This is a genomic window from Mycetocola sp., assembly GCF_025464835.1.
Lineage (GTDB): Bacteria > Actinomycetota > Actinomycetes > Actinomycetales > Microbacteriaceae > Mycetocola_A.
This window is the reverse complement of the sequence record NZ_JAODMP010000051.1, coordinates 1-26,021: the sequence shown is the minus strand read 5'-3', so window position 1 is coordinate 26,021 and position 26,021 is coordinate 1. Positions and strand designations below refer to the sequence as shown.

The window sequence follows — 26,021 nt, the reverse complement described above, 5'->3', positions numbered from 1 at the left end:
TGAGGTCTTGGAGGCCGCCGATCAACCGGATTGGCTGTCCCCTCGGATCCCGCTCGGCTCGGCCCCTGCCGCGGACCTCCCGGATCTCGCCGTCTCGCCGGACGATCCGGTGGTCGACCTCGAAGTTGGCGCCGGTTGTGACCGTCTCCCGGATCACTGACGACACCCGTTCCCGGTCATCGGAATGAACCATGGATAGGTATCCGTCGTACGTCGTCGGTTGCCCCGCCGGGTCGGTCCCGAAAATCTGGTGCACCTGTTCAGACCAGCTCACCAGGTCTGACCCGATCTCCCACATCCAGCTGCCCTGCTGAGCTAGTTCCTCCGCGGCCTGCAATGCCCGCTCCCGCTCCTCCACCGCGGCCACCGCGTCGCGCGCCCAGTGGACGCGCCCCTTTGGCAGTTGCATCGTTCGCCTCCCTGACGTTAACGTCCCTCGCTGACTCTGTTCGCCGACTACCTAGTATCCCTGAGTAGCACTGCGAGCAGGGCTGCGAGCCATTGCGGTCACGTCGGAAGCCGGCTTGGGGACACTCCGCGGCGTTGCACTTCATATACGGTGGACCGGCGTGTGTCAGGCGCCAGTCTTCTAGCGTCCGCTCGGGGAGTTGAAGGCGTTCGGCCAGCTCATGCCGTGTGAGGAAGGTCTGCACGATCTGCGCCGTCTCGTTCATACCCGTTAGGTGTGCGAGCGAAGACGGGGACGCACGCGCAATGCAGCGACGATTCCGTACAGGCCGGACAGCTGGGCCGTCCGACGACTTGTGTCGGGGTTTCTGGTCTCGTTTATGGTCAAGAGACCGAAAAACGACCTCATCGAGAGGATGGGCGATGTCTAGTTTCGCCGCAGAATCTTGCGCCTGTTACTGCTGGGGTACCTGGACCCGAACCAAGAACAAATGAAAGTTTTCTTTGTCCTTTGGTCCACCCACAGCGGGGTCAGAATGCCGCGGATTTCCGCGGTTCTCTGAGCACAGTCTACGCGTTGGTACGGGCGAGTACGGGCTGATTCTGGTCACGCGGAGGGGTTCTCGGTGCGTTTCTGGTCACGTTTCGAAGACACCACAGGCGTAGTGAGAATTTCCAGCGTGAGTCCCGTCGACTATCCCCGAACAACGAGAGCCTCGCGACGCATCACTAGCCTTCAGCCAGCGGGCAATCTCGCATAGGCGTGCAGAATCTCGTCCAGACACTAGGAGGGATACAGATGCTGGCTCCCAACGCGACGGGACTAAGCAACGGGTTCGCCCACGATGTTCGATCGTGATTACATCGGAGGATAACCGACATCGATCTCAGCCTGTCGCGCGAAGGGCAGAATCTTGCGCCGGCGTTTGGTTACTTATCGAAGCTTTGGAAGTCAGTTCGCCCAGGGGTGGCCAGATTCGTCATGCCGCCAAACGTTGCGAACTAGCTAGACCTCCAGAGCGCCCGTTGACCAATGGCGTGTGGTTCTCGCGGAGGACGGGCGGGGCGCTATTCTGTATACGGGCGTGCACACGGTGTCGCGGATGCGCCCTGCGAGGAGGAAGATCGTGGCGATGGGCCGGAGTCAGGCCGAGGTTGCATTCGACCTCATCAAGGAGTCGGTCATCGTCGGGCGTTTCAGTCCCGGTGAGACTCTTTCAGAGAACCAGCTCGCGGACTTCTGCGGAGTGAGCCGTACCCCCATTCGCGAGGCCCTGCGAAAACTTGAGACCGAAGGCCTACTAAAAAACGGCGGACGCTCCTGGCGTGTGAGTGACCCGGCCCCGGACGAGATCTACGAGATGTACGAGACGAAGGGGATACTTGAAAGCGCGTCCGTCGCACTCGCCGCCGAGCGTCGCACCGACCTCGACCTCGTCCAAATGCGACGGATCACGGCTGCTGCAAGGTCACTCCCTGTCGACCACCCGCTCCCCGAGCGGATCGCCTTGAATCATGAATTCAACGTCGCCATCTGGCGCGCCGCCCACAATAAGTCGCTCTTTGAACTCCTTGAGCGCATCGGAACCCCGCATGTGCGCTTTGGGGGTCTTTCAACGATCTCAAAGCCGGGGCAATGGGAGAAAGCCGTCTCCTACAACGAGCACCTCACCGAGGCGCTGTCCGTCCGTGACTCGGGCCGGGCCGTCGAACTGATGAAGGCGCAGATCTCGTCTGTGCGCGACCTACGAATCCAGATGTGGCAGGAACGCCAGCTCGACTCGACGATCACGGCCTGATACGGGACTCGATCAGCTCGTCGTCCCTCGCGGCGACTGCTGAGAGCGGCCTTCGCGCTGCCGTGGGCGCTGAACCTCGGATCGGCACCGCGGCATGCGGCTCGAGATGCGGACGGTGTCGCCGCCCCGGTCGAGCATGTACGGCGTAGCCGCCTGACAGATGGCGAACGCCGACCCGGGTCGCCGGTGGGTTTCGCCGGAACGGGCGGTCAGGCGAGTTCAAGGATCAGTGCAACCGGGAACGCGCTGATCGCGTTCCTGATAAGAATGGCGACCGCTGGCGAAAGCTTCGAGCGCGGTCAGCTTCGAACGCGGTGCCGATAAGCCCGTGGCAGTCTGAGAATCCCGCACGTCGGCACGCACTGCGACAGCCTTCGACCCCGAAGGGACGATCGTCAATCCGTCACGGTGAAGCATTAGCAACCTCGACGCCGACGGCCCAGCCGTGCAGGACCTGGTCCGACTCACCCTTAACCTCGAGGTGTCGGGCGCAACGGGTCTCCCACAGCAGCGCCCGACCAGCCCCGGAAGAGGCTGGGTTCGGGGTGTAGTGATCGCGAGATACGACTGCAACATTGTTCCTTTCACGCGCCACAGGTGCGGGGCGGCCGTGCTGTGCCGCCCCGCACGCTTGTGCTAGAAGCCGATGGACGGGTCGATGAACTCGTTGGTGAAGAGGTCATCGGACGTTAGTCCGTCGGCTGGGCTCGAGCCCATCTCGGTGTACACGGGGGTGGCGATGTCGATGAGCTTCGAGACGCGCTCCCCGTCGTAGTCGCCTACAGCGTCGTTCGAGCCGTTGCCGACGAGACCCTCCGAGAGCATGATCTCGTTCGCGTAGTCGATGACGTCCTGGTCGTAAATCGAGCCTGTCTGGTACTGCTCGACCAGAGCGATCAAGAGTGCGCTCGCCGGAGCTGACTCAGCGAAGTAGTCGATCGTCGATTGCTGGAAGATCGGCACGAGTTCTGCGAGGCATTCACTCATCGCGGCGAGGTCGGAGGTGCGGATCGCGTAGCCGGAGGCGGCATCCCACCCGGTGTCAGACAGGAGCTCGTACGAGAGCGGCTTTCCCCAGTCGGTCACGATGTTCTCGTACACGTACGGCTCGTTGGTTGCATAACCCTGCTGCGAGTCCATGCCGCCCGACGCGACGAAGTTGCCGGGGGTACCGTCGTAGCTGCCATCCACGACTGACTCGGGGAGTTGTCCGCTCTGGATGAGGTATTGGAGGTAGGCGCTCGAGGACTGGTTGTAGCGGAACACGCCGCCGCTCGCGGCGAGAGCTTCGCCGAGTTCCTTCGTGCTCTTCACATCGGGGTAGTAGTCGGTCGACCACATCACCGAAAGTGGGCTGACGTCGAGTGCGGCAAAGACCGAGATCGTCGGCAGATCCGCGGAGTTCTGGATTGCTGAGTCGGTGTCCATGCGGGCGAGGGTGATCGTCGCGTCCTGATACATCTGGCTCACGGGCGGGGTAAAGCCGATCGCCGGGCCGCCTGCTCGCAGCTCGAGGTCAACGCCGGCATATCCGTCGGAGGCGATGAGTGGTCCGGAGACCGACTTATTCGCCGCGTCGACGGTGTAATCGGTCGCGATGAGGTTGAGCATGCCGCCGAGCTCAGCCTGCGGGTACCAGGAGTCCTGGATGACGATGGTCGCCGGGCAGACATCAGAAAGGTCGGTCGAGCCGATTGAAAGGTCGGCGCTTGCCTCCTCGGCATCGGCCCCGGAAGATGGGGAGCAGGCGGCGAGTGTTATAGCCGTCGCGGTAAAGACGCCGATGGCGACGATTCGCTTGGTCGTGATGGAGCGCATGGTCTCTCTCTCTCTCTCTCTTTTGCTGTAATGAGTGTGTACGGAAAAGGATCAGCGGTCCGAAGACTCGTACCAGGTGCCGACCACGGCACGACTGAGCCAGCCGAAGGCGGCAAAGATGACGATTCCCAAGAGCGAAGCGGCAATGATCGCGGCGAAGAGTTCCTCCGACTGGATCTGCGCCTGGTAGTTGCTGATGAGGGCGCCGAGGCCAGGTTCGCCGCGACGGAAAAAGAAGTCACCGACGATCGCGCCGACAACAGCCAGCCCTGCCGAAATCCGCATCCCGGCGAAGATCGCGGGCAACGCGTTCGGGAACTCGAGTTTGCGCAGCACAGTCCATCGGGCGGCGCCGTGCAGCCGGAACAGCTCGCGCTGCCCGGGGTCGACTGACTGGATGCCGAAGAGGGTGTTCGACACCATCGGGAACAGCGCGATCATGACGCAGACGATAACCCGGGCCGGGTACTCGAATCCGAACCAGAAGCCGATGAGCGGTACCAGCGCGAGAATCGGAATGCACTGCAAGATGACAGCGTAGGGGAAGAGCGATGTCTCCAACCATCTCGCCTGGCTCATCGCCACCGCCCACGCGACACCGAGCACTATTGCGATCAGAAGGCCGATCAGCGCCACGATCGTTGTCCGGAGGCTGGCGAGCCCGATATCGGCGAGGATATCGGGCACGAAGATTGCGCCGGTGAAGATCTCATGCGGTGGCGGCAGCAAGAACCGTCGTGTCTGGTCGAGGAACACGTAGCTGACCAGATACCAGACGGCGAGCACAGCGGTGGCGACGATGAGCGGCGGCACGAAAGACGGCACGCGGCTCTTGCGCCTGGCCGCCGGTTTCACGATCGATTTGGTCTCGACTTCGGTCTTTGGTGCCCAGACAGTCGTAGTCATGCGCTGTACCCCTTCCTGAGTGCATGGTGGACTTCGCCGGTGAGTGCCGCAAACTCGGCCGAGTAGCGGATCTCCGGGTCCCTCGGCATCGGGAACGGCACCTCGAACTCGGCGACAATTCCGCCGGGACGCCCCGACATGACCACGACCCGCGTGGAGAGGTAGACGGCCTCGCTCACGGAGTGCGTGATGAAGAGTCCGGCGAAGCGCCGCTCGGCAAACAGTCGGATGAGTTCGTCATTGAGGCGCTCGCGCGTGATCTCGTCGAGTGCGCCGAACGGCTCATCGAAGAGAAACAGCTCCGGGTCGAGGGTGAGCGCGCGGGCGAGCGACGTGCGCATCTTCATGCCGCCCGAGAGCTGCTTCGGCAGGTGCTTCTCGAACCCAGTCAGGTCGGTGAGCCCGATTGCCGCTTTCGCTTTCGCCTTGCGCTCAGCTGACGGAACGCCGTGGAGCTCGGCGAGCAGCTCGACGTTGCGCTCGACAGACCGCCATGGCAACAGAGTCGCGTCTTGGAACACGTAGCCGATCCGATCGGTCGCCACATCGACCTCACCACTCGAGGCGTGCTCGAGGCCTGAGGCGAGGCGCAGGAGTGTCGACTTGCCGCAACCGGAGGGCCCGACCACGCTCACGAACTCACCAGGAGCGATGTCGAGGTCTACGCCGGAGAGCGCAATGGTGCCGTCGGGATACTTCATCTCGACTGACGAGAAGCCGACGATAGTCGGGGCGGTGGTGGCAGCGATCAACGGCTCTGCCGTCTGGACTGGCATCTCAGGCGGTTGCGGTCGGAGCCGCGGGGGTCGAGAGGAAGTGGTTGGCAATGTCTTCGCTCGTGGTGACCCACACGTCGGGGTGCGAGGTAATCGCTCGAATGATGTTCCTGAAGTGCTTGAACCGAGACGGCTGGCCGACCACGAAGGGGTGCACGGGCAGAGCGAACACGCCACCCCCTTCTTCAAGCAAGATCTCGAGTTGGGCCAACGCCAATTCTTCGTAGACGGACGGTGCGGTCGGATGACCCACGAAGACCGAAATGTCATTCACATCCATGCTGTATGGCACCTCGATGAGCCCCCCGACATTCAGCGGGAACGGCCGGTCGTCGGCGTTCCAGTCGAGGAGATACCTGACCCCGCGCTCGGCGAGCAGCTTCGGAGTGCTGTAGGTCTCGGTGAGCGCCGGCCCGAGCCAGCCCCGGGGCTGCAGGCCAACCTTGTGCCACATCGCGAAGAGTTCGTCGAGGAACACAGTCTCGTCTTGTTCGGAGAAGCCGGTGTGCAGGATCGAATTCGTCTTGCCGTGGGCGAGCCAGGCCCAGTCGCGCTCGATGCCGGCCTCGATGATCTGGGGGTACTCCTCGATCACCTCGGAGTTCGTGATCGCGCTCGCGCGCAGACCCACCTCGTCGAAGAGCTCCATCATGCGCCAGATACCGACACGAGTGCCGTAGTCACGCCAGCCGTGATTCATAGGGTCTGGGCTCATGCCGGCAGTGAGGGGGCTCGCGCTGGTCGCAGGCATCCCCATGCGGAAGTGCTCAATGTTCAGGCCGCAGTAGAAGGCGACGCGCTTGCCTTCGGGCCATTCGACCTTCGGCCGCTCGGTGATCGGCGAGTAGTCGTAGAGAAGATTGCCAGACATAGGTTCTGTTCGCTTTCAGACGGTAACGGGTTGGGCAACGGTTGAGTGCAAGTACTCGATGGTCTCTGCGAGAGACACGACGTCCGCGTACTTCATATGCATGTCGAAGAGGTTGACCTTGTGCGAAATCTGGCTGCGGTCGGCCGAGCACTCGTGCGGGATGACAACGTAGAAGTTGTTCATGAACGCGTCGAGGGTCGTCGCTCGCACGCATCCGCTTGTTGTCATGCCGGTGACGATGACGGTGTCGACGCTTTGGTGGGTGAGCAGCGATGCAAGCGGCGTACCGAAGAAACCGCTCGGCTTGCTGCCCTTGTAGATGATGATTTCGTCATCGGTCGGCGTGAGGGTGTCGACGATGACATCACCCGGCGCCAGTCCTTCGGGCTGGCGGGGTGCTCCCTGTGTTTTCCAGCGCCCGCGCTCTTGAGGCAGCTTCACGTGCGAGGGGTCGGGGTGGTCTTTGGTGAAGTACACGGGGACGCCGAGAGCCCGCGCGGCCGCGAGCAGCTCCGCGTTCGCTTCGACGCAGGGCCAGCCCGTCTCGCTGTGCCCGGTCGGGTATGCAGAGTCGACGAAGGCGAGCGTCATGTCGACCACGATGATCGCGGCTTTGGTGCCGGCGCTCATCGGACGGTCGGCGGCGTTGAATCCGCTCGCAAAGCTCTTGACGTCGTCCGAAGGGATGAGGTCAGACCAGGGTTTGGGATCGGTCATCGAAGTTCCTTTCATCGAGTGATGAAAAGAACTGTATACAGCAGAATACTCTGGTGCATGACGAAGGTGTTACAGCTCTGTTTCAGGACCTTCGAAGCGGCGCTTCCCAGCGGCGGCCAGCGCTCGGTTGATTGCGGTCACGATCCCAGGCGCCCCGGCGATGCCCGCGACGATGAGCATGGCCCCACCGATTGGCATGACGAGCGTGGCGACGGACACGAGGATGGGTGTGCCCAACAGAGCGCTCGACCGGTACACACCTGTGGTCACGACGGCCTGCGCTTTCTCCTCGGGGTGCACCGATTGCGCTGCGAGCGTCGGGTAGAGAGTCATCAGCATGCCGGCCCCGACTCCGGAGGTGACAAGTCCGGCCATGGTGACCAGTGGCAGTATGCCGGCCAGGCACAGGAGGGCGACACCGAGCGAACTCGTGATCGTGCCGATGATGATGATGGACTCGTACCATACAGGCTTGGCCACGCCGGCGCCGATCACGCCGATCAGCATCGAAGCGTTCGTCGCCGCCATGATGAGTCCGATGCTCAGGGTGGACCACGGCGCGGCACCGAGCACGACGGGAACGAACGTGTTGATGGCGACATACCACACGCCGCTCGCGAGGCTTCCCATCGAGGAGATGGCCACGCCGGGGCGCTTCCATACGCCGCCTTCTTTGGGCTTCTTCGGCGGGTCGAAGACCGGCAGTCGACCAAGCAGCATGCTCCCAACAACTCCGAGCAGGCTGATGCTCAGCACTACCCAAGCCGCCAGGCGAGGATCTTGCCCCGCGAAGGCGCCAGCGATGACTGGTCCGAGCACACCGATGGCACTCGAAACGAACTGATTGCGGGCCATCCCGTTCGCGGGTACCTTCGCCAGCCGCAGCACATGGATCTGACTGCCCGTCCAGAACCCCGCGCGGGATGCGCCCTGCAAGACTTGGGCGATGGTGAGTCCGACTATCCCGGGCAACGCGAGCACGGCCCCCATGGAGAGTCCAAGCACGAGCAGGGCGAGCGCCATGACGACGCGGTCGGCGACGTGACGGAACGCGACGCCGAGCACCAGCCTGCTGATCATCTGCGAGGCCGCAGATGCCGCGCTCAAAAGAGCTATGACGCCTATTGGCAGCCCGTCGGAGATTGCGACGAAGGTCAGCATGACCCCTGAGATACCGAGTCCCAGCGAGTAGAGCCCGCTCAGGGCGTTGATCTTGATCAACGACATGGTGCCGCCGGGATGCCGTTGTATACAAGGGTACGCATAAAGACATGCTATGACATTCTTCAGCTGCCGGGTGCGATCACGCGGAGATTCTCGTTCCTCATCAACTCCTGCCATGCCATTAGACAAGGGAGGCATCGCCGGGCCGTTCGGCTCAGGGATACTCCGACTCGATTGAAATATCGCTTGTGCCGTTCGACCGTGTTCAGTGGGGTGAATCTCGACGGTGATGAGAACTTCAATAAGGTGATTATCTACGTCTCGTTCCCGGGACCGTTCCCTATGCCGCAGGCCTACAGCTACCCCGCCGACAGACAGCTGTACAAGATCCGCGATGGCGGACGGGACTACTACCGGCGGATCGACGGCGCAAGGCTTGCCCGATCTACCCGCCTCCGCGCTTGGTCGTCGGCTCCAGCTCGGTGGTGGAGAGCCACGCGAATCGACGGACGCGATCGTCGGGCAGCACGAGAGTTCGCCCGTTCTTAAGTCTTGATGCCCGTCTCGTGTGAAATGGCGACTCGCCCCCATCGCCACAGGCCGGGACAGCTGGGGCGTCCGACGACTTGTGTCGGGGTTTCTGGTCTTGTTTATGGTCAAAAGACCGAAAAACAACCTGAACGAGAGGATGGGCGATGTCTGATTTCGCCGCAGAATCCTGCGCCTGTTACTGCTGGGGTACCTGGACTCGAACCAAGAACAAATGAACCAGAATCATCCGTGTTGCCAATTACACCATACCCCAATGGCCAAAAGCATTGCCCCGGCCGAGTGTCAACTGTAGCCTACCGGCGGCCCATCCTCAAATTGAGAGGGTGCGCGCGGTTACGGTGTCACGCACCATCGTTGCCGATACCCGCGCCCCTGCGCCAGCAGCGACGATGAGCTGCTCAGGGCCCGGCGGGGTTATGTCGCCCGCGGCATATAGGCCGGGCACGGAGGTCCGCCCGTCCCGGTCGACGACGAGCAGTCCGTGCTCGTCGGTCTCGGCACCCAGCCCTTCGAGGTACCCGAGCGCTGTCTCCCACCGTGGGCGCACGAATCCCGCCGTCCGGGCGATCACGTCACCGTCGGCGAGCTTCACGCCGGTGAGCTGGGCACGTTCGCCGACGAGCTCGCTGACGACACGACGTTCGACCCGGATGCCGTGAGCTGCCAGCATCCGTTCGTCGTCGTCGGAGACTTTCCCGACACCATTGGTGAAGACGATGATGTCATCACTCCACATCGAGGCGTGCAGCGCCCGTTCAGCCAGATCGTCAGACTCCCCGACAACGGCCAGTGCTTCACCGGCCTTCTCGAAGCCATCGCATTCGTAGCAACTGTGCAGGGCGGTGCCGTAGAACGCCCTCAGGTTGGCGATCGAGGGCAGGACCTCCCGCAAACCGGCCGCAACCAGCACTCGCCGGCTCGTGACGTCGCGATCCGGGGCGCCACGGACGCCGGAGGCTGTGACCCGGAACCCCCCGTTCACGGCCGACACCTTCTCGACCAGGGCGAACTGCACCTCGGCGCCGTCATACGCGGCGACCTCGTCACGGCCTAACCGACGCAGCTCGAGCGGGGAGATGCCGTCGCGGGTCAGGAAACCGTGCGAGTACAACGTCGCCGCGTTCCTCGGCCGGTTGCCGTCGAGCACCAGAACCCGCTGCCGTGCCCGAACGAGGTTCAGTGCGGCGGAGAGACCGGCCGGTCCCCCGCCGACCACGACGACGTCGACATCGGCCCGGCTGGTCATACGGACAGGTGAGCCGAGAGCCGGGACAGCCGAGCGAGGGTGTCGGTCTTCCCGAGGATGACCATCGACTCGAACAGGGGCGGCGAGACACGGCGGCCGGAGACAGCAACGCGAAGCGGCCCGTAGGCGATCCGCGGCTTCAGACCGAGTCCCTCGATCAGGGTCGCTGCGAGAGCGGCCTGGAGGCCTTGAGCGTTCCACTCCGACTCCGGCAGCACCCCGAGCGCGTCACTCGACGCGGAGAGCACCTCAGCGGCGTTCTGCGGGAGGCTTTTCAGCGCGTCGTCCTGGTAGTCGATGCCGGCGGCATCCGTGAAAAGGAACCCGAGCATGCCCGGCGCCTCACCGAGCAGACCAATGCGCTCCTGGACGAGCGGCGCGGCCTCGGTCAAAATGGCACGCTGCTCGTCGGTGAGCCGTTCGCTCAGGATGCCCTCGCGCACAAGATACGGGATGGTGCGTTCGGCGAAGTCCCCGACCTCGAGGAGGCGGATGTGGTCGCCGTTGATCGATTCGGCCTTCTTCAGGTCGAATCGCGCCGGGCTCGGGTTGACGTTGACGACGTCGAACGCGGCGACCATCTCATCGAGGGAGAAGACGTCACGGTCGGCCGAAAGACCCCAACCGAGCAGCGCCAGGTAGTTGACGAGACCCTCGGGAATGAACCCGCGGTCCCGGTGGTGGAACAGGTTCGACTCCGGGTCACGCTTCGACAGCTTCTTGTTGCCGTCACCCATGACGTATGGGAGGTGGCCGAAACGGGGAATGAACGTCGTCAGTCCGATGTCGACGAGCGCGTGGTAGAGCGCGATCTGCCGCGGGGTCGACGGCAGGAGGTCTTCTCCGCGGAGAACATGCGTGATGCCCATCAGGGCGTCGTCCACCGGGTTCACGAACGGGTAGAGCGGCTGCCCGTTCGGGCGCACGACGACGAAGTCGGTGAACGAGCCGGCCGGGAAGGTGATCTCGCCACGGACGAGGTCGTCGAAGCTCAGGTCGGTGTCCGGCACCTTGAGCCGGAGGGCCGGCAGCCGGCCCTCGGCCCGGAACGCGGCCTTCTGCTCCTGGGTGAGATCCCGATCGAAGTTGTCGTAGCCGAACTGCTTGGGGCGGCCGGCTGCTTCGTTTCGTGCGTCGATCTCCTCCGCGTTGGAGTAGCTCTCGTAGACGTGACCGGCCGCGGTGAGCTTCTCGATGACATCACGGTAGATGTCGGTGCGCTGGGACTGCCGGTACGGGCCGTGATCTCCCCCGACACCCTCACCCTCGTCCCAGTCGAGCTTCAGCCAGCGCAGCGCTTCGAGGATCAGACCGTAGCTTTCCTCGCTGTCGCGCGCGGCATCCGTGTCTTCGATCCTGAAAACGAGCCGCCCGCCGGTGTGCCTCGCATACGCCCAGTTGAACAGGGCCGTGCGGATGAGCCCGACGTGGGGCGTGCCGGTCGGCGACGGGCAGAATCGGACGCGAACGTCACTGCCGGAAGCCGTTGAGAAGAGGGGGGAATTTTCGCTTGACATCACCCTCGATCCTAGCCGCTGACGGCAAGCGGAGCGGCGGGCCTGCGGCTCACCACGACGGCCCCGGCGACGACGCCGAGCACGAGGCCGGTAGCGGTGACGGCGAGGCCGTCGAAGCCGACGAGCGCGAGGATCGGCCCCGCCAGTGCCCCGCCTGCCGCTCCGGACAGGCTCATCAGCGTGTCGGTGATGCCCTGCACCCGCGGGCGGCGCAGCTGTGCCGTCGATTCGGTGACGAGGGCCGATCCGGCGACGGTTGACGCACTCCAGCCGAGACCGAGCAGGATGAGCCCGACGCTCACCGCCGAAGCGGATTGCGCCCCGAGCGCGATGGTGGTGAGCGCGGCGGCGAACAAGCCCTGGCCGAGGAGGATCACCGGAAGCCGGCCCAACCGGTCCGCGAGGAGGCCGAACACCGGTGACAGCGCAAACATGCCGGCCACGTGCAGGCTGATGGTCAGGCCGATAATGGTGAGGCTGGCGCCATGGTGGAGCAGGTGCACGGGTGTCATCGACATCACCGAGACCATCGTCGCGTGGCTGAGGGCAACGGCGAGGATCGCGAAGCGTTCCCTCGCGCGAGAGTCGTGCACCGGCGGTGCAGCCCGCGAACCGGCATCCGAGGTGGCGCCGAGCGCCCGGGCGGTCAAGAGCGGGTCAGGCCGGAGGGCGAGCAGATAGACGGCAGCGGCCAGCACTTGCGCGGTGATGCCGAAGAGGAACGGTCCGGTGAGCGGCACCAGCCCGAGAACCCGGCCGACGGCGTCTCCCGGTTCGAGCAGGTTCGGCCCGATCACCGCGCCGAGGGTGGTTGCCCAGACCACGATGGACAGGTCACGGCCTCGGGTTTGATCGCCTGCGAGGTCGGTGGCGGCGAACCGGGCCTGCAGACCGACTGCCGTACCGGTCCCGATCAGCGCGAGAGCGATCAACAACAGCGGGAAGCTGCGGGCGGATGCTGCGACGATCGTGAGCAGGGCACCGAGCGCCGAGACCAGCGCGCCGCTGCTGAGGGCGATCCGGCGGCCCCGGCGCACGGCGAGCCGGGCGAGCGGGATCGCGGCGATCGCGGCGCCCAGGGTGGACATCGTCGCGGCCATCCCGGACCAGGCATCGGAGCCCGAGATGTCGGCGGCAAGGAGCGCCCCGAGTGAGAGCGTTGCACCGACCGCGAAACCGCCGAGCACCTGCCCCGCCGACAGGAGCCAGACCGTCCGCCGCTGGAGTGCGGCGACCCCGGGCTCCCCGATCGCGCCGCTGCTCATGTAAGAACTCAGGCGGCAGTGTTGCGCAGGATGCCCAGCCCCGAGACGGCGACTTCGACGGTGTCACCTGAGACGATGGGCCCGACACCGGCGGGGGTACCGGTGAGGATGACGTCGCCGGGCAGCAGCGTGAACACCGCTGACGCATAGGCGATGATGTCGGCGACCGAGTGGATCATGTCAGAGAGCGGAGCCTGCTGGCGGATGTCGCCGTTGACCCGGGTTTCGATGGTGGCACCCTCGAAGGAGAACTCGGTCTCGATCACGGGGCCGAGCGGGCAGAACGTGTCGAAACCCTTCGCCCGTGTCCACTGGCCGTCCTTCTTCTGAAGGTCGCGAGCGGTAACGTCGTTGCCGATGGTGTAGCCGAAGATGACGCTCTCGGCATCCTCGGGACGCACGTTTCTGGCGACGGAGCCGATCACGACGGCCAGTTCACCCTCGTGCTCGATCCGCTCCGACAGTGCGGGGAGGACGATCCGGTCGTTGGGGCCGATCACCGAGGTGTTCGGCTTGAGGAACAGCAAAGGCTCGGCTGGCGGCTCGTCCCCGCCCATTTCCTTCACGTGGTCGGCGTAGTTCTTGCCGACGCACACCACCTTGGAGCGTGGGATGACCGGGGCCAGGAGCACAGCGTCCGCCAGAGGCACCCGCTCACCCGTCGTTTCGAAACCACCGAACATCGGGTCGGCTGCGAGAACCACCAGATCGGTCTCGTCGAGGATCCCGAAGTTGATGGCACCGTCATGGCTGAATCGCGCAATTTTCACGAGTCGAGCCTAGCCGCTTCGGAGCATCCGTCGTCAGCCGTCCGGTTCCGTCAGGAATCCAGGCGGTGGAGCCAGCCGTGGGTGTCTTCGCGGCGCCCGTACTGGATGTCGGTGAGCTCTTCGCGAATGGACATCGTCAGCTCCCCCGGTTCGGCGTCCGGGTTGCCGATGGAGAACTCCGACGTCTTGAGTTCAGCGATGGGCGTGATGACCGCTGCGGTGCCGCACGCGAACACCTCAGTGATCTCACCGGAGTCGACTCCGCTGCGCCACTCATCGATCGACACAGCGCGTTCCTCGACGGTGTAGCCGCGGTCGGTCGCGAGTTGGATGATGCTGTCGCGTGTGACCCCCTCGAGGATCGATCCGGTGAGCTCAGGGGTGACGATCCGCTTGTCCTTGTGGACGAAGAAGATGTTCATCCCGCCGAGTTCCTCGATGTGCGTGCCGGTTTCGGCATCGAGGAAGAGCACCTGGGCGCAGCCGTTCTCGGCGGCCTCCTGCTGGGGCAGCAAGGATGCCGCATAGTTGCCGCCGCACTTCGCCGCTCCGGTGCCGCCTCGACCGGCACGGGTGTACTCGGTGGAGAGCCAGATCGACACGGGCTTCACGCCGCCCGAGAAATAAGCGCCAGCGGGACTGGCGATCACGTAATAACCCACCTTCTGGGCCGCCCGCACGCCGAGGAACGATTCGTTGGCGATCATGAACGGCCGAAGGTACAGGCTGGTGTCTTCGCCTGACGGCACCCAATCCTTGTCTGCGGCCACGAGCTGGCGGAGGGACTCCAGGAAGTCCTCCACACTCAGTTCGGGAAGAGCGAGCCTGCGGGCGGACCGCTGGAACCGTTCCGCGTTCTTCTCGGGCCGGAACGTCCAGATCGAGCCGTCCGCGTGCCGGTACGCCTTCAGGCCTTCGAAGATCTCCTGGCCGTAGTGCAGAACGGATGACGCCGGGTCGAGTTGGAGCGGCCCGTATGGCTGTACGCGAGCGTTGTGCCAGCCGTCCTCGAGAGTCCAGTCGATGGCGACCATGTGGTCGGTGAAGTGTTTGCCGAACCCGGGGTTGGCGAGGATCTCCTCGCGGTGGGCGACCTCGACGGCCGTCGCCGACGGCCGGTGCTCGAAGGCCAGACCGAACGAGTCGGTGTCGGTTCCTGTTGCGAGAGTCATGTACGTTCCTTTTGCGTGCTGAGATCTAGTGTGCGCCGAGTGAAGCAACGATCGCATCTCCGACGGCGGACGTGGAGCGCGATTTTCCTGTGCGGGCGGCGATGTCTGCTGTCACGGCGGCGGTGACCGCTGCGGATTCCGCGGCGAGGCCGACGTGTTCGAGCAGGAGGGCGACGGAGAGGATGGCCGCGGTGGGGTCCGCCTTCTGCTGCCCTGCGATGTCGGGGGCAGAGCCGTGGACCGGCTCGAACATGCTCGGGAAGGCGCCCTCCGGGTTGATGTTTCCGGAGGCTGCGAGCCCGATGCCGCCGCTGATTGCGCCGGCCAGATCGGTGAGGATGTCGCCGAAGAGATTGTCTGTGACGAGAACGTCAAATCTAGCAGGGTCTGTGACGAGGAAGATCGTCGCGGCGTCGACGTGGAGGTAGTCGACCTGAACCTGCGGGTACTCCTCGGCGACCGCGTGCACCATGCGCTGCCAGAGGCTTCCCGAGAAGGTGAGCACGTTGGTCTTGTGCACGAGTGTCAGTTTGTTGCGACGTTCGGCCGCCTTGGCGAAGGCGAACCGGACGACGCGCTCGACGCCGTACGCGGTGTTCACCGACACTTCGTTGGCGATCTCGTGGGCCGTGCCCTGCCGGATGAAACCGCCGTTGCCGACGTACGGCCCTTCGGTGCCCTCACGGACGACGAGGAAATCGACCTCGCCGGGGTTCGCGAGCGGGCTCGGCACCCCGGGGTAGACCCGGGTCGGCCGGAGGTTGGCGTAGTGGTCAAGCGAGAAACGGAGCTTGAGCAGCAGTCCTCGCTCGATGTTGGCGGTTGCGAGCCGCGGATCCCCCGGCACTCCCCCGACGGCGCCAAGCAGGATGGCGTCGTGCGCGCGGATCGCGTCGAGGTCTTCGTCGGTGAGGACGTCGCCGGTCTTCAGGTAGCGGTCGGCACCGAGGGAGAATTCGGTCTTCTCGAAGCGGACGTCACTGTTCCTGGTCGCGGCATCGAGAACCTTCACGGCCTCGGCGATGACTTCGGGGCCGATCCCATCCCCTGGGATTACCGCAAGCTTGACCTGACGCGACATAAACGCTCCATCCTGGAACCGAGGGGAAATTACCGACCGCTCCAGCCTATCGCCGCGGTGTGCGGCTCATCGCACGTGTCGCAGGGAGACCAGCGCGACAATCGCGGCGGTTATGATGAGCCCGCAGCCGAGCCAGGCCGACAGCCCCACTCCACTGTCGAACGCGTGCCGGGCTGACTCGAGCAGCGCTGCCGCAGCATCCGCCGGGAGTTCCCCGGCGACATGGACCGCTCCCCCGAGCGTCTCGGCCGCGGCACTGTGCTGTTCCCCGGTGAGCCCATCGGGCAGAGCGACGGCGTTCCGGTACGACGCGCTGAGGATGCTGCCGAGGGTGGCGGTGCCGAGGACGGCGCCGAGTTCGTATGCCGTCTCGGAGACGGCGGACGCCGCACCGGCCTTGTCGACGGGGGCGTTCGCGAGGATGAGCTCGTTGGACACCGTTTCGGCCGCGCCGATTCCCAGGCCGAGGAGAACGAAACAGATCGCGATCCCGACCGCGGATACGCCGCCACCGGTGAACCCGATCGCACCATAGCCCACGGCTGAGATGAGGAGACCGGCGGGGACCACAATCGATGGACGCACGCGGGCGGCCACAGGCACGACCAGGAGACCGGCGAGGATCATGGTGACCAGACCGGGCACGAGCACAAGACCGGCGGTGAGCGGGGAGAGGCCGAGCACCAGCTGCAGGTGCTGCGAGACGAAGAAGAGCCCGCCGACGAAGGCGATGACGCTGAGCAGGTTGATCAGGACCGCACCGCTGAATGCAGGCTTGCTGAACAACGCCATGTCGAGCATCGGCGTCGTGAGCCGCCCCTGCCTGCGCACGAACAGAGCACCCGCGGCCAGCCCGACAGCGATCGACGCGACACCGACGACATCCACACCTTCCGTCGCCAGGTGCTTGATCCCGTAGACGATCGGCAGCATGGTGCCGAGCGAGAGGGCGATGCTGGCCAGGTCGAGCCTGCCGGGGTTCGGGTCCCGCGACTCGGGCACGAGGAAGGGGGCGAGTGCGAACAGGGGAAGCAGCACGGGGACGGCGATCAGGAACACGGATCCCCACCACAGGTGCTCGAGCAGGATGCCGCCGACGATCGGACCGAGCGCACTGCCCGCGGCGAATCCGCTGGCCCAGATCGCGATGGCGAGGCGCCTCTGTGCCCGGTCCCGGAAGATGCTGCGGATGAGGGAGAGCGTGGACGGCATCAGCATGGCACCGAAGAATCCCAGCGCGGCACGCGCGGCGATGAGCAGCTCGATCGACGGCGCGAACGCGGCGAGAACCGACACCATGCCGAATCCTGCTGAGCCGATGAGAAGGAGCTTCCTGCGGCCGAGCCGGTCGCCCAGGCTGCCCATCGAGACGAGCAGCCCGGCGAGCACCAGCGGGTAGATGTCGATCATCCACAGCAAAGCCGTGCCGCTCGGGGTGAGCGACGCCGAGATCGCCGGGAGGGCGATGTTGAGCACCGTGTTGTCGACGGAGACCAGCAGCACGGGCAGCATGAGCACGACGAGGGCGGCCCAGCCTCTCCGACCGACGCGGAGCGAAGGCTGGGTGGGCAGAAGGATGGGTGCGGTCATGGCTGTCCTTGCGGGCGAAAAACGAACGGAAGCACTTACTATACCGGCTGGACGGTATAGTAGTCGACATGACCTCTTCCCCTGCCGGATCAGACAGCCGGATGCCGCATCCCGAGTCCGCGCGAGACCGCGTCCTCGTCGCATACGAGGACCTGCTCATCGAGACCGGGGAACGCGGCGCGACACTGGATGCCGTCGCGGCCCGAGCCGGAGTCTCCAAAGGCGGGCTGCTCTACCACTTCGGCTCGAAGGACGCCCTCACCGAAGGACTCCTCGAGCGGCTTCGGATTCTCACCGAGGAAGACGTGACGCTGATGCTGGGGGCACCGGCGGGTGTCGTGGACTACCTCATCCGCACCTCGGTGCATGCCGACACGGAGCTCGACCGCGCGCTCATCGCCGTCGCTCGCCTGGCCCAGACGTCTGATCCTCGCGCCGGAGAAGCACTCGCCGGCATCCGCCGACGGTGGCTCGATGTCGTCACCGACGCGGTCGGCGACCCGGTCGTCGCACGGGCAATCGTTCTGATCAGCGACGGGCTGTATAGCAACTCGGCGCTGATGGGCATGGGCACGCCCGATCCGGCGGACACCTCCGAGGAGGGGCTCGACCAGCTCCTCGCCTTGATCGCGCGACTGGTGGCATAGCACAGACCGGTTCCCCCGCGTGCGGAATGGCGGTCCCTAGCAGCGAAAGCCGAAAAGGCCCTAGGGTGATCCCACCAGCACCAGAAAGGGAGCAACCACCATGAGTATTGGTTTGGGAATTTTTCTGATCGCCATCGGGGCGATCCTGACCTTTGCGCTCAATGTGAGCGTGGACGTCGTCGACCTCGACCTGATCGGCTGGATCCTCATGGGTGCCGGTCTTGTCGTTGTCATCATCGGCGTCGCCCTTCTCACCCGGAAACGCCGTACGGTCGCGACCTCGCGGGTCGACGTAGACCCGGCAACGGGATCTCGCGTGAACACGACCGAGCGCGACGACACTCTCTAAGCACCACCGCACAGAAAAGGGCCACCGCTTCCGCGGTGGCCCTTTTGCATGGTGTCTGGAACGCGGGTTACTGCTCGGTGATCTCGATGGCGCGCAGAACGCTCGCGTCGATGTCCGATCGGACGGCGTCGAGGATCGCATCGGGCACCGGTGAGTCGACGGTCAGCACGCTGAGCGCCTGGCCGCCGGCCGCACGCCTGGCAACCTGCATGCCGGCGATGTTGATGGATGCTTCGCCGAAGCGACGACCGTAAACGGCGACGATTCCGGGGCGGTCGGTGTACAGCATCACGATGTGGTGCTGGGCGATCGGAACCTCGACGTCGTAGCCGTTGATCTCGACGAGCTTCTCGATCTGTTTCGTCCCTGTCAGCGTCCCGGAGACCGAGATCTGTGAGCCGTCGCTGAGCGCACCGCGAAGGGTGATGATGTTGCGGTATTCCTCGCTCTCGGCATCCGTCAGGAGTCGCACGACGATGCCGCGCTGCTCCGCGAGGAGAGGCGCGTTGACGTACGACACGGTCTCGCTGACGATGTTCGAGAAAATGCCCTTGAGAGCGGCAAGCTTCAGCACGCTGACGTCGTATTCGCTGAGTTCGCCGTGCACCTCGACGTCGACGCTCGTCAACGGAGACGATGCCAGGGCGGAGAAGACCTGCCCGAGCTTCTCGACAAGCGGGATGCCAGGGCGCACGTACGGGTCGATGACGCCGCCGGCGACGTTGACCGCGTCAGGCACCAGTTCGCCGCCAAGAGCGAGCCGCACGGAACGGGCGACCGAGACGCCCGCCTTCTCCTGTGCTTCATCGGTCGACGCACCGAGGTGCGGGGTCACGATGATGTTCGGCAGGCTCAGCAGAGCGTCGTTGGTCGGGGGCTCTGAGACGAAGACATCCAGCCCGGCACCGGCGATGGTTCCCGTGACCAGCGCTTCGTGCAGGGCGTCTTCATCGATGAGACCACCACGCGCGACGTTGACGATGTAGGCGGTCGGCTTCATGAGCGCGAGCTGGTCGGTGCTGATCATGCCGGTGGTCTCCGGCGTCTTCGGCATGTGGATGCTGATGAAGTCGGACCGCTCGAGGAGCTCGTCGAGGGTGACGAGCTGCACACCGAGCTGCTGGGCGCGGGCGCTTGTGACGTAGGGGTCGTAGGCGACGATGGTGGTGCCGAAGGCCTGCAGCCGGGCGGTGATCAGCGCACCGATGCGGCCGAGCCCGATGATGCCGATCGTCTTCTCGTACAGCTCGGTGCCGGTGTACTTCGAGCGTTTCCACTGGCCCTGGGCGAGGGCGTTGTGCGCCTGCGGGATGTGACGGGCGAGGCTGAGGATGTGACCGACGGTCAGCTCGGCAGCCGAGATGATGTTCGATGTAGGCGCGTTGACAACCATCACACCGGCGGCGGTCGCCGCCTTGATGTCGACGTTGTCGAGTCCGACACCGGCGCGGGCGATGACCTTCAACTGCGGGGCTGAGGCCAGGGCTTCAGCATCCACCTGAGTTGCCGAGCGGACGAGGATGGCGTGAGCGTCGGCGAGCGACCTGAGAAGCGCCGGCCGATCGGTGCCGTCCACCTGGCGGATGTCGAAATCGGGCCCGAGGGCGTCGACTGTTGCTGGTGAAAGTTCTTCGGCGATCAATACGACCGGTTTTGACACAGGGACATCCTTTGCTAGCAACGGGGAGGCCGGGCGTCGCAGCCGTCGGGACGCACGTGCTTCACACTTTATCGGATGCGCTCGCGGTATTACGTCAGCACCGATCCGATACCGAACAGTGCGAGCAGGCTCAGTGAGACCGCGGCGACGGTGCCGAGCCCCGCGAGGTACAAGAGCACCTGCGCGAGCAGGTTCCTGCGCCGGCCCAGCCAGAAAGCGAGCGCGAACGCAGCCATCGGCAGCAGGATGCCGAGGATGAGGACCACCCAGCCGAGTGCGTTGATCGTCGTTTCCAGCCCGGATGCGACGACGCTCACACCGACGAGGTTGCCGACCGCTTCCCAAACATCGAAAGCGAACAGGAGCCCGAAGAGCGCGGCGAGGGCTGAAGTCAGCCAAACCGGAGCGGCTGGGCGGGTTTCCGGTACCGATGAGGCCGTCATGGTCAATTCGCTCCGACGATGAAGGGCCAGGGGGCGAGAACGAGAACACCGACGGCAAGGGTGAGCAGGCGGGCGCGCACAGTCGAGGAACCACGGGTAACCCACAATGTGGCGGCAATCCAGAGTGCGGGCGCGAGCACGGCGAACCAGAGCCCGACCGTGAACATCACTCCCCCGACGATGTCGGCCGGAGCACCCGTCGTGCGCTGGGCAGCGATGAGCCACCCGATCGTGTACAGGAGGTAGGTTCCGGCGAGGACGCCGTATGTGACGAGTGCGACGGAGCTCAGCTGACCCTGGCGGTTGTCTTCAGGTGCCGTCGCTATTCGCCCGGGTTTGCCCACCACTTTCCAGCCGCCGGCGACGGCTGGTTCAGCCGGGGCCGCCTGGTGGTTCTTCGACCCAGGCGCTTCAACCGGATCGGGGTCACCGGCCCAGGTCAGCGCCTCGTCGTCCTGCGGATCGGAACTCATAGGCTCAAGCGTACCGGCGTTCACGGAGGCGCTGTCTTCAGGGACAGCGCGGTAACCCGCCGACCCATGCCGGGGTGCAGAATCGACAGGGCGATCTGGCGCCTGCGCACACCGAACAGGACGAACCCGCCTGCTCCAGCCTTCCTGCCCTGTTGAGCGTGGCTACAACGACGAACGGCTCCCGCCGAGGCGGGAGCCGTTCGTTCTTCGCGATCAGAGACTAGCGCGCGACGGAACCGTCGGTGTAGTCGTCATCGTTCGAGGCGTTCCAGGCGAAGAGCTTGCGCAGTTCGCGGCCGGTCTCCTCGATCGGGTGAGCCTCGCCCTTGGCGCGGAGCTCGAGGAACTCGGGTGCCCCGGCGTCCTGGTCGTCGATGAACCGCTTGGCGAACGCACCGGACTGGATGTCAGCGAGAACGGCCTTCATGTTCTCCTTGACGTTCGGGTCGATGACCCGAGGTCCTGAAACGTAGTCACCGTACTCGGCGGTGTCTGAGACGCTCCAGCGCTGCTTGGCGATGCCGCCCTCCCACATGAGGTCGACGATGAGCTTGAGCTCGTGGAGCACCTCGAAGTAGGCGACCTGCGGCTGGTATCCAGCCTCGGTGAGGACCTCGAAACCGTACTGGACGAGCTGCGAAGCCCCACCGCAGAGGACGGCCTGCTCGCCGAACAGGTCGGTCTCGGTCTCTTCGGTGAAGGTGGTCTTGATTCCGCCGGCACGCAGGCCGCCGATTGCCTTCGCGTAGCTGAGGGTCAGCGCCCAGGCGTTACCCGTCGCGTCCTTCTCGACAGCGACGATCACGGGAACTCCGCGGCCGGCTTCGTACTCGCGGCGAACGGTGTGGCCAGGGCCCTTCGGGGCGACCATGAGAACGTCGACACCCTCAGGCGCTTCGATGTAGCCGAAGCGGATGTTGAAGCCGTGGCCGAAGACGAGCGCCTTGCCCTCGGAGAGCTGGTCCTTGATCGACTCGGCGTAGATCGTACGCTGGAACTGGTCAGGCGCGAGGATGACGATGACGTCTGCCCAGGCCGCGGCGTCGGCGACGCTCTTGACGGTGAAGCCAGCCTCTTCGGCCTTGGCGATCGACTTCGAGCCTTCCTTGAGGCCGATGACGACATCGACACCGGAGTCCCGAAGGTTCAGTGCGTGGGCGTGTCCCTGTGAGCCATAACCGACAACGGCGACTTTCTTCCCCTGGATGATCGAGAGGTCGGCATCTGCGTCGTAGAAAATCTCAGACAATTGTTGTTTCTCCTTGTGAGGTTGGTGGGCGGATGCCGGACGGTTCCGGCCGGGTGCCCGTTAGTTCTTGAATACGCGGTCGGTGATGGATTTGGAGCCTCGGCCGATGGCCAGCAGGCCTGACTGGGCCATCTCTTTGATGCCATATGGCTCGAGGACCTTCAGCATTGCGGCGGTCTTGCCCGAATCGCCGGTGACCTCGATCACCACGGCATCGGTCGAGACGTCGACGACGCGCGCACGGAACAGGGTGACCGCTTCGAGCACCTGCGACCTGGTGGTGTTGTCGACACGCACCTTGATGAGCAGGTGCTCACGCTGCACCGACTGGTCGAATTCGAGTTCGACGATCTTGATCACGTTGACGAGCTTGTTCAGCTGCTTGGTGATCTGCTCGAGCGGAAGGCCCTCCACCGTCACGACGACGGTGATCCGGCTCAGGCCGGGCACCTCGCTCGTGCCGACGGCGAGGGACTCGATATTGAACCCACGCCGGGCGAAAAGGCCGGCGACGCGGGTGAGAAGTCCTGGCTTGTTCTCGACAAGCAGGCTCAAAACGTGTCTGCTCATGGCTTAGGCCTCCTCATCGAACGACGGGCTGTGGTCTTTCGCGTACTGGACGTAGCTGTTGCTGACTCCCTGCGGAACCATCGGCCACACCATGGCATCCGCGCTGACGACGAAGTCGATGACGACCGGACGGTCGTTGGTCTCCAGCGCCAGCTGAATGGCGGCGTCGACTTCCTCCTCCTTCGTCACCCGGATGCCGAGGCATCCGTACGCGTCGGCGAGCTTGAGGAAGTCGGGGATCCGAACGCTGTCGTGCCCGGTGTTCAGGTCGGTGTTGGAGTACCGGCCGTCGTAGAACAGGGTCTGCCACTGGCGGACCATGCCAAGTGAGGAGTTGTTGATGACGGCGACCTTGATCGGGATCTTGTTGATCGCACAGGTGGCGAGTTCCTGGTTCGTCATCTGGAAGCATCCGTCACCGTCGATCGACCAGACGACGCGGTCCGGTTCGGCGACCTTCGCGCCCATCGCTGCCGGCACCGAGTAACCCATCGTTCCGGCACCACCGGAGTTGAGCCAGGAGTTCGGTCGCTCGTACTTGATGAACTGCGCCGCCCACATCTGGTGCTGGCCTACGCCTGCGGCGTAGATTCCCTCGGGTCCCGTGAGTTCCCCGATCCGCTGGATGACGTACTGGGGAGCAAGGAGACCATCGGTCGGCATGGTGTATCCGAGCGGGAACTCCTCGCGGAGACCGTTCAAATACGTCCACCACGCTTCGGTGTCCGGCGTGGTTTCGGCGAGGACCGGGCGCAACGCAGCTGTGAGGTCGGCGATGACATCTTTGGCATCGCCGACGATGGGCACGTCTGCCATGCGGATCTTGGAAATCTCAGCGGGATCGACGTCGACGTGCACGATTTTCGCATTCGGGGCGAACAGGGCGGTCTTGCCGGTGACCCGGTCATCGAACCGGGCACCGAGCGAAACGATGAGGTCGGACTCCTGCAACGCGAGCACGGCAGGAACAGTGCCGTGCATCCCTGGCATGCCAAGGTGCTGCTGGTGTGAGTCGGGAAACGCTCCGCGGGCCATCAGCGTGGTCACAACAGGCGCACCGACGAGCTCGGCGAGTTCGAGAAGTTCGGCTGACGCTTTGGCGCGGATCACTCCGCCACCGACGTAGAGCACCGGCTTCTTCGCTTCGACGAGCAGCTGCGCTGCCGCCTGGATCTGCTTGCCGTGTGCTTTGGTGATCGGGCGGTAGCCGGGCAAGTCGATCTTCGGCGGCCACACGAACGGCGCCTCCTGCTGCTGGGCGTCCTTCGTGATGTCGACGAGGACTGGACCGGGTCGCCCGGTCGACGCGATGTGGTACGCCGCGGCGATGGTGGCCGGGATCTCGTTGGCGTCGGTGACGAGGAAGGAGTGCTTCGTGATCGGCATGGTGATGCCGACGATGTCCGCCTCCTGGAAGGCGTCAGTTCCCATCAGGTTCGAGAACACCTGCCCGGTGATCGCGAGCAGAGGGACGGAGTCCATGTGCGCGTCCATGATGGCGGTGACGAGGTTGGTCGCTCCTGGACCTGAGGTGGCGATCGCGACACCCACCTTGCCGGTGGATGCGGCGTACCCCTCGGCCGCGTGCCCCGCTCCCTGTTCGTGCCGAACGAGGATGTGGCGGATCTTGGAGGTGTCCATCAGCGGGTCGTAGACGGGCAGGATGGCGCCGCCAGGCAGGCCGAAGACATCGGTGATACCGAGCAGTTCGAGCGTTCGAACGACGGCTGATGCGCCGCTCATCGTTTCAGGGCCAGCGTGGGCGGCCTTGAGGTCAGCGGGCGATATGGCGGTGCGAGGTTCCGCAGGCATCGTATGGATTCCCTTGTCGATGGTTGATCTGAACGTGAGTCGCGCAACTATCCCGTGATCGCGCCTTCCGCGGCGGAGTGCACGAGCTTGGCGTACTTTGCGAGGACGCCACGGGTGTAGCGCGGAGGAAGCGGTGCCCAGCCGTTGCGGCGGGCGGCCAGCTCTTGTTCGTCGACAAGTAGGTCGAGCGACCGAGCTGCGATATCGACCCGTATCAGATCACCATCGCGCACGAAGGCAATGGGACCGGCATCCACTGCTTCGGGTGCTATGTGGCCGATGCAGAGGCCGGTTGTGCCGCCTGAGAATCGACCGTCCGTCAATAGTAGTACATCTTTTCCGAGCCCAGCACCCTTGATGGCCGCGGTGATGGCGAGCATCTCCCGCATACCGGGGCCGCCCTTCGGGCCTTCGTAACGGATGACGATGACGTCGCCGGCGGCGATCTTCCCGTCGGTGAGAGCGTCCATGGCGGCGCGCTCGCGTTCGAAGACGCGTGCAGGGCCCTCGAAGATGTCGGCGTCGAAGCCTGCGGTCTTCACGACGGCTCCTTCGGGAGCGAAGGTTCCGTGGAGCACGGTGATGCCGCCGGTCGCGTGGATCGGGTTGTCGAGGGTGCGGATGACCTCGCCGTCGAGCGGCATCGGGTTGAGGTCGGCGAGGTTCTCGGCCACCGTCTTGCCGGTCACGGTGAGCACGTCGCCGTGCAGCAGTCCGGCGTCGAGGAGAGCCTTCATCACGACGGGAACTCCGCCGTGGCGGTCGACGTCGTTCATGACGTACTTGCCGAAGGGCTTGAGGTCGCCGATGTGCGGGACCTTGCTGCCGATCCGGTTGAAGTCGTCGAGCGTGAGGTCGACGCCGGCCTCGTTCGCGATGGCGAGCAGGTGCAGGACCACGTTCGTGGAGCCGCCGAAGGCCATGGCGACCGCGATCGCGTTCTCGAAGGCCTCTTTGGTGAGGATCTGGCGGGCGGTGATGCCGTGCTTCAGCATGTTCACGACGGCCTCACCCGAGCGGTGGGCGAAGTAGTCGCGGCGACGGTCGGCCGAGGGCGGCGAGGCCGAACCGGGCAGGCTCATGCCGAGCGCCTCGGCGACGGAGGCCATCGTGTTCGCGGTGTACATGCCGCCGCAGGCGCCCTCGCCCGGGACGATGGCGCACTC

General features: G+C 64.7%; 24 protein-coding genes and 1 tRNA gene. 3 read left to right on the top strand and 22 right to left on the bottom strand.

All coding sequences use genetic code 11. The features are described 5' to 3' along the window. Nucleotides 1-409: PAS domain-containing protein (locus JWP90_RS06475; protein ID WP_297361334.1), on the bottom strand; the 409-nt coding region annotated here is incomplete at its 3' end. A 1,132-nt stretch (nucleotides 410-1,541) separates the two neighbouring features. Here JWP90_RS06475 and JWP90_RS06470 point away from each other — a divergent pair. Then, nucleotides 1,542-2,207, top strand: a complete 666-nt coding sequence (locus JWP90_RS06470) for a GntR family transcriptional regulator (protein ID WP_297361338.1) — start codon at nucleotides 1,542-1,544, stop codon at nucleotides 2,205-2,207. A 636-nt stretch (nucleotides 2,208-2,843) separates the two neighbouring features. Here the strand turns inward: JWP90_RS06470 and JWP90_RS06465 are convergent. The 14 genes from JWP90_RS06465 to JWP90_RS06400 form a co-directional block, all read right to left on the bottom strand. Then, a complete protein-coding gene (locus JWP90_RS06465; protein ID WP_297361331.1) occupies nucleotides 2,844-4,025 on the bottom strand; it encodes an ABC transporter substrate-binding protein in 1,182 nt (393 codons plus the stop codon). 51 nt (nucleotides 4,026-4,076) lie between these two features. After that, a complete protein-coding gene (locus JWP90_RS06460) occupies nucleotides 4,077-4,931 on the bottom strand; it encodes an ABC transporter permease (protein WP_297361327.1) in 855 nt (284 codons plus the stop codon). Next, nucleotides 4,928-5,707: an ABC transporter ATP-binding protein gene (locus JWP90_RS06455; protein WP_297361324.1), complete on the bottom strand. Its 780-nt coding sequence runs from the start codon at nucleotides 5,705-5,707 to the stop codon at nucleotides 4,928-4,930. Before JWP90_RS06455 ends, JWP90_RS06460 begins: the two co-directional genes overlap by 4 nt. A 1-nt stretch (nucleotide 5,708) precedes the next feature. Then, nucleotides 5,709-6,578, bottom strand: coding sequence for a hypothetical protein (locus tag JWP90_RS06450; protein WP_297361322.1), 870 nt, complete (start codon nucleotides 6,576-6,578; stop codon nucleotides 5,709-5,711). Between the two features lie 15 nt (nucleotides 6,579-6,593). Further along, nucleotides 6,594-7,295 (bottom strand): isochorismatase family protein, encoded by a 702-nt coding sequence (locus JWP90_RS06445; RefSeq protein WP_297361319.1) that lies wholly within the window; start codon nucleotides 7,293-7,295, stop codon nucleotides 6,594-6,596. Nucleotides 7,296-7,364: 69 nt separating this feature from the next. After that, nucleotides 7,365-8,522, bottom strand: a complete 1,158-nt coding sequence (locus JWP90_RS06440) for an MFS transporter (protein WP_297361316.1) — start codon at nucleotides 8,520-8,522, stop codon at nucleotides 7,365-7,367. 670 nt (nucleotides 8,523-9,192) lie between these two features. Continuing rightward, nucleotides 9,193-9,264 (bottom strand) — tRNA-Gln (locus JWP90_RS06435). A gap of 57 nt (nucleotides 9,265-9,321) precedes the next feature. Next, on the bottom strand, nucleotides 9,322-10,257 hold the full coding sequence (locus JWP90_RS06430; RefSeq protein WP_297361313.1) for an NAD(P)/FAD-dependent oxidoreductase: 936 nt from the start codon (nucleotides 10,255-10,257) through the stop codon (nucleotides 9,322-9,324). After that, the gene (gene gltX, locus JWP90_RS06425; RefSeq protein ID WP_297361310.1) at nucleotides 10,254-11,774 is read right to left on the bottom strand and encodes a glutamate--tRNA ligase; all 1,521 of its coding nucleotides are present in this window, start codon (nucleotides 11,772-11,774) and stop codon (nucleotides 10,254-10,256) included. Before gltX ends, JWP90_RS06430 begins: the two co-directional genes overlap by 4 nt. Nucleotides 11,775-11,785: 11 nt before the next feature. Next, nucleotides 11,786-13,039, bottom strand: a complete 1,254-nt coding sequence (locus JWP90_RS06420) for an MFS transporter (protein ID WP_297361308.1) — start codon at nucleotides 13,037-13,039, stop codon at nucleotides 11,786-11,788. An 8-nt stretch (nucleotides 13,040-13,047) separates the two neighbouring features. Next, nucleotides 13,048-13,809, bottom strand: coding sequence for a fumarylacetoacetate hydrolase family protein (locus JWP90_RS06415; protein WP_297361305.1), 762 nt, complete (start codon nucleotides 13,807-13,809; stop codon nucleotides 13,048-13,050). Nucleotides 13,810-13,859: 50 nt separating this feature from the next. Next, nucleotides 13,860-14,981 (bottom strand): branched-chain amino acid aminotransferase, encoded by a 1,122-nt coding sequence (locus tag JWP90_RS06410; RefSeq protein ID WP_297361302.1) that lies wholly within the window; start codon nucleotides 14,979-14,981, stop codon nucleotides 13,860-13,862. 25 nt (nucleotides 14,982-15,006) lie between these two features. Then, nucleotides 15,007-16,062: a 3-isopropylmalate dehydrogenase gene (locus JWP90_RS06405; RefSeq protein WP_297361299.1), complete on the bottom strand. Its 1,056-nt coding sequence runs from the start codon at nucleotides 16,060-16,062 to the stop codon at nucleotides 15,007-15,009. Nucleotides 16,063-16,128: 66 nt separating this feature from the next. Then, the gene (locus tag JWP90_RS06400; protein WP_297361295.1) at nucleotides 16,129-17,652 is read right to left on the bottom strand and encodes an MFS transporter; all 1,524 of its coding nucleotides are present in this window, start codon (nucleotides 17,650-17,652) and stop codon (nucleotides 16,129-16,131) included. Between the two features lie 68 nt (nucleotides 17,653-17,720). On the opposite strand from JWP90_RS06400, the gene JWP90_RS06395 reads away from it, so the two are divergent. After that, the gene (locus JWP90_RS06395) at nucleotides 17,721-18,299 is read left to right on the top strand and encodes a TetR/AcrR family transcriptional regulator (protein ID WP_297361292.1); all 579 of its coding nucleotides are present in this window, start codon (nucleotides 17,721-17,723) and stop codon (nucleotides 18,297-18,299) included. 100 nt (nucleotides 18,300-18,399) lie between these two features. Further along, complete coding sequence (locus JWP90_RS06390; RefSeq protein WP_297361289.1) at nucleotides 18,400-18,648, top strand: DUF6458 family protein; 249 nt, start codon at nucleotides 18,400-18,402, stop codon at nucleotides 18,646-18,648. A gap of 67 nt (nucleotides 18,649-18,715) precedes the next feature. On the opposite strand, the gene serA is transcribed toward JWP90_RS06390, so the two are convergent. From serA to JWP90_RS06355, 7 genes are all read right to left on the bottom strand, one after another. Then, a complete protein-coding gene (serA, locus tag JWP90_RS06385) occupies nucleotides 18,716-20,308 on the bottom strand; it encodes a phosphoglycerate dehydrogenase (RefSeq protein WP_297361286.1) in 1,593 nt (530 codons plus the stop codon). Nucleotides 20,309-20,397: 89 nt separating this feature from the next. Next, nucleotides 20,398-20,751, bottom strand: coding sequence for a bacitracin resistance protein (locus JWP90_RS06380; RefSeq protein WP_297361283.1), 354 nt, complete (start codon nucleotides 20,749-20,751; stop codon nucleotides 20,398-20,400). Nucleotides 20,752-20,753: 2 nt separating this feature from the next. Beyond that, nucleotides 20,754-21,224, bottom strand: a complete 471-nt coding sequence (locus JWP90_RS06375; protein WP_297361280.1) for a hypothetical protein — start codon at nucleotides 21,222-21,224, stop codon at nucleotides 20,754-20,756. A 220-nt stretch (nucleotides 21,225-21,444) separates the two neighbouring features. After that, complete coding sequence (gene ilvC, locus JWP90_RS06370) at nucleotides 21,445-22,473, bottom strand: ketol-acid reductoisomerase (protein ID WP_297361277.1); 1,029 nt, start codon at nucleotides 22,471-22,473, stop codon at nucleotides 21,445-21,447. Between the two features lie 60 nt (nucleotides 22,474-22,533). Further along, nucleotides 22,534-23,043, bottom strand: a complete 510-nt coding sequence (ilvN, locus tag JWP90_RS06365; RefSeq protein ID WP_297361274.1) for an acetolactate synthase small subunit — start codon at nucleotides 23,041-23,043, stop codon at nucleotides 22,534-22,536. 3 nt (nucleotides 23,044-23,046) lie between these two features. Beyond that, a complete protein-coding gene (locus JWP90_RS06360) occupies nucleotides 23,047-24,855 on the bottom strand; it encodes an acetolactate synthase large subunit (protein ID WP_297361271.1) in 1,809 nt (602 codons plus the stop codon). 47 nt (nucleotides 24,856-24,902) lie between these two features. Further along, on the bottom strand, nucleotides 24,903-26,021 hold a 1,119-nt coding region (locus JWP90_RS06355; protein ID WP_297361268.1), incomplete at its 5' end, for a dihydroxy-acid dehydratase.

Coding starts and splice junctions, on each gene's coding strand:
- JWP90_RS06470 (WP_297361338.1), top strand. CDS start 1,542: ATGGGCCGGAGTCAGGCCGAGGTTGCATTCGACCTCATCAAGGAGTCG.
- JWP90_RS06465 (WP_297361331.1), bottom strand. CDS start 4,025: ATGCGCTCCATCACGACCAAGCGAATCGTCGCCATCGGCGTCTTTACC.
- JWP90_RS06460 (WP_297361327.1), bottom strand. CDS start 4,931: ATGACTACGACTGTCTGGGCACCAAAGACCGAAGTCGAGACCAAATCG.
- JWP90_RS06455 (WP_297361324.1), bottom strand. CDS start 5,707: ATGCCAGTCCAGACGGCAGAGCCGTTGATCGCTGCCACCACCGCCCCG.
- JWP90_RS06450 (WP_297361322.1), bottom strand. CDS start 6,578: ATGTCTGGCAATCTTCTCTACGACTACTCGCCGATCACCGAGCGGCCG.
- JWP90_RS06445 (WP_297361319.1), bottom strand. CDS start 7,295: ATGACCGATCCCAAACCCTGGTCTGACCTCATCCCTTCGGACGACGTC.
- JWP90_RS06440 (WP_297361316.1), bottom strand. CDS start 8,522: ATGTCGTTGATCAAGATCAACGCCCTGAGCGGGCTCTACTCGCTGGGA.
- JWP90_RS06430 (WP_297361313.1), bottom strand. CDS start 10,257: ATGACCAGCCGGGCCGATGTCGACGTCGTCGTGGTCGGCGGGGGACCG.
- gltX (WP_297361310.1), bottom strand. CDS start 11,774: ATGTCAAGCGAAAATTCCCCCCTCTTCTCAACGGCTTCCGGCAGTGAC.
- JWP90_RS06420 (WP_297361308.1), bottom strand. CDS start 13,039: ATGAGCAGCGGCGCGATCGGGGAGCCCGGGGTCGCCGCACTCCAGCGG.
- JWP90_RS06410 (WP_297361302.1), bottom strand. CDS start 14,981: ATGACTCTCGCAACAGGAACCGACACCGACTCGTTCGGTCTGGCCTTC.
- JWP90_RS06405 (WP_297361299.1), bottom strand. CDS start 16,062: ATGTCGCGTCAGGTCAAGCTTGCGGTAATCCCAGGGGATGGGATCGGC.
- JWP90_RS06400 (WP_297361295.1), bottom strand. CDS start 17,652: ATGACCGCACCCATCCTTCTGCCCACCCAGCCTTCGCTCCGCGTCGGT.
- JWP90_RS06395 (WP_297361292.1), top strand. CDS start 17,721: ATGACCTCTTCCCCTGCCGGATCAGACAGCCGGATGCCGCATCCCGAG.
- JWP90_RS06390 (WP_297361289.1), top strand. CDS start 18,400: ATGAGTATTGGTTTGGGAATTTTTCTGATCGCCATCGGGGCGATCCTG.
- JWP90_RS06380 (WP_297361283.1), bottom strand. CDS start 20,751: ATGACGGCCTCATCGGTACCGGAAACCCGCCCAGCCGCTCCGGTTTGG.
- JWP90_RS06375 (WP_297361280.1), bottom strand. CDS start 21,224: ATGAGTTCCGATCCGCAGGACGACGAGGCGCTGACCTGGGCCGGTGAC.
- ilvN (WP_297361274.1), bottom strand. CDS start 23,043: ATGAGCAGACACGTTTTGAGCCTGCTTGTCGAGAACAAGCCAGGACTT.
- JWP90_RS06360 (WP_297361271.1), bottom strand. CDS start 24,855: ATGCCTGCGGAACCTCGCACCGCCATATCGCCCGCTGACCTCAAGGCC.